General features: G+C 75.3%; 2 protein-coding genes. Both read left to right on the top strand.

Translation table 11 applies throughout. The features are described from left to right. The coding region (locus PLP61_RS16460) for a RecB family exonuclease (protein WP_324503844.1) at positions 1 to 861 on the top strand (861 nt) is incomplete at its 5' end. Next, positions 858 to 2,551: ATP-dependent helicase (locus PLP61_RS16455; RefSeq protein WP_324503843.1), on the top strand; the 1,694-nt coding region annotated here is incomplete at its 3' end. The genes PLP61_RS16460 and PLP61_RS16455, both read left to right, overlap by 4 nt.

Here is a 2,551-nt window from a genome sequence, read left to right as displayed (position 1 = left end):
CCCGATGGGGAGGCCACCCCGCTGCGCGACCCCGAACGCCCGCTCCCGGTGTCGGCGAGCACCCTCACCAGCCTGCAGACCTGCCCGGCGCAGTGGTTCCTCCAGCGCGAGGCCGGAGGGGAGCGGCTGACCACCCAGGCGCAGGGCTTCGGCAACGTCGTCCACGCCCTCGCCGACCGCATCGGCCGGGGGGAGGAGGAGCCCGACGCCGGGCTGGTCGACCGGCTGATGGCCCACGTCGACGAGGTCTGGGGCCAGCTGCCCTTCCGCACCCCCTGGTCGGGGGAGCGGGAGCGGGCCGAGGTCGAGGCTGCCCTCGCCCGGTTCGTGGCGCACCACACCCGCCCCGACGCCCGCCCGGTGCTGGCCACCGAGCAGTCCTTCCAGGCCGAGGTGAAGCTGCCGGACGGGCAGCAGGTGACCCTGCACGGGTACGCCGACCGGCTCGAGGTCACCCACGACGGACGCCTCGTCGTGGTGGACCTGAAGACCGGCAAGTCCACGCCGACCAAGGAGGAGGTCGCGGTCCACCCCCAGCTCGGGCTCTACCAGCTCGCGGTCGAGCACGGCGCCTTCGACGACTCCCTCGCCGGCCACGAGCCGCTGCTGCGCACCCCGACCGAGCCCGCAGGCGCCGAGCTGTGGCAGCTGCGCCAACAGCTCGCCTCGGGCATGCGCGTTCAGGCGCAGGGCCCTCAGCAGCCCGGCGAGGACGGCCTGCGTCCCGTCGAGCGCCAGCTGGCCGACGCGGTCGCCCTGCTGCGCGAGGAGCGGTTCCCCGCCCGCCCCGGCCCGCACTGCACCCACTGCGACTTCGACCGGTTCTGCCCGGCCCGGACGTCCGGGACGGTGCTGTCGTGACGGCCGCGCCGACCCCACGGCCGCTGCGGTCCCCGGCCGAGCTGCAGGCGGTGATGCGCACCGACTACCAGGTCAGCGCCCAGCAGTGGGCGGCCATCAGCGCCCCGCTCGAGCCGGCGGTGGTGGTCGCGGGGGCCGGGTCCGGCAAGACCTCGGTGATGGCGGCCCGGGTCGTGTACCTCGTCGTCACCGGGCAGGTCCGACCCGACCAGGTCCTCGGGCTCACCTTCACCACCAAGGCGGCCGGCGAGCTGAGGACGCGCGTGCGCGAGGCGCTCGAGGTGGCCGGGTTCGCCCGCGGCACCGCGGGCGAGGACGGCTCGGAGGAGGTCCTCGAGCCGGTGGTGGCCACCTACAACGCCTACGCCGCAGCGCTGCTGACCGAGCACGGCCTGCGGATCGGCCACGAGCCCGACACCCGGGTGATCGCCGACGCCGCCCGCTACCAGCTGGCCGGCCGCGTGATCGAGCGGCACGAGGGCCCGGTGCGGCTGCTCTCCGACAGCCCGCCGCACGTCATCGAGTACATCCTGGCCCTCGACGGCGCCCTGGCCGAGCACCTGGTCGAGCCGGCCGCGCTGCGCGCGTTCGACGCGCGGGAGGCTCCGCGGTTCGCCGCCGAGCTCTCCGGCAAGATCGCCGCCGACGTCGCCAGCGCGTTCGGGCGCCGGGCGGAGGCGACCGCGCTCGTGGAGGAGTACCGCTCCTTCAAGCGCTCGCTCGGATTGATGGACTTCTCCGACCAGATCTCCCTGGCCGCCGACCTCGCGGACCGCCACCCCGCCGTGGGGGAGCGGGAGCGGGAGAAGTTCCGCATCGTGCTGCTCGACGAGTACCAGGACACCTCCGTCGCCCAGGCCCTGATGCTGCGCCGCCTGTTCTCGGGCAGCACCGCGGCACAGGGCCGGGGGCACCCGGTGACCGCGGTCGGGGACCCCAACCAGGCGATCTACGGCTGGCGCGGGGCCTCGGTGTCCAACATCCTCGGCTTCGGGCTGGACTTCCCCGGCCCCGACGGCAGCCCCGACGTGGCGACGTACCCCTTGACGGTCAACCGGCGCTCGGACCGCCGGATCCTCCAGGTCGCCAACCGGCTCGCCCAGCCGCTGTACGACGGCTTCGCGCAGGTGCGGCCGCTGGAGCCGGGCGGTGACGCCGAGGGCCTGGTGCAGGCGATCGTGCACGAGAGCTACGCCGAGGAGCTCGGCTGGCTGGTGACGCAGGTGCGCGACGCCCACCGGACCTCGCGCCGCGCCCCGGGGGAGCGGTGGCGGGAGATCGGGGTGCTGGTGCGGGACAACGCGCACGCCGCCGACGTGTTCGACGCCCTCACCGCTGCCGGCGTGCCGGTGGAGATCGTCGGCCTCAAGGGGCTGCTCAGGCTGCCGGAGGTCAGCGAGGTGCTGGCCACCCTGAGCCTGGTCTCCGACCTCACCGCCAACAGCGAGCTGCTCGCCCTGCTCAGCGGGCCCCGGTGGGCCGTCGGCCCCCGCGATCTGGCCCTGCTCGGCCGTCGGGCCCGCGACCTCGCGGGCTCCCGCCACGCCCCTACCCCCGCGGGCACCGTGCGGGAGGCGCTGGCCGTCGCCGTCGCCGGAGCGGACCCCACCGAGGTGCCCGCGCTGTCGGACGGGCTGGAGGACCCCGGGGACCTGCCCTACTCCCTGGAGGCCCAGGAACGCCTCGCCTT

This window comes from Nocardioides sp. (assembly GCF_035429765.1).
Taxonomy (GTDB): domain Bacteria; phylum Actinomycetota; class Actinomycetes; order Propionibacteriales; family Nocardioidaceae; genus Nocardioides.
This window is presented reverse-complemented; position numbering and strand designations above follow the sequence as displayed.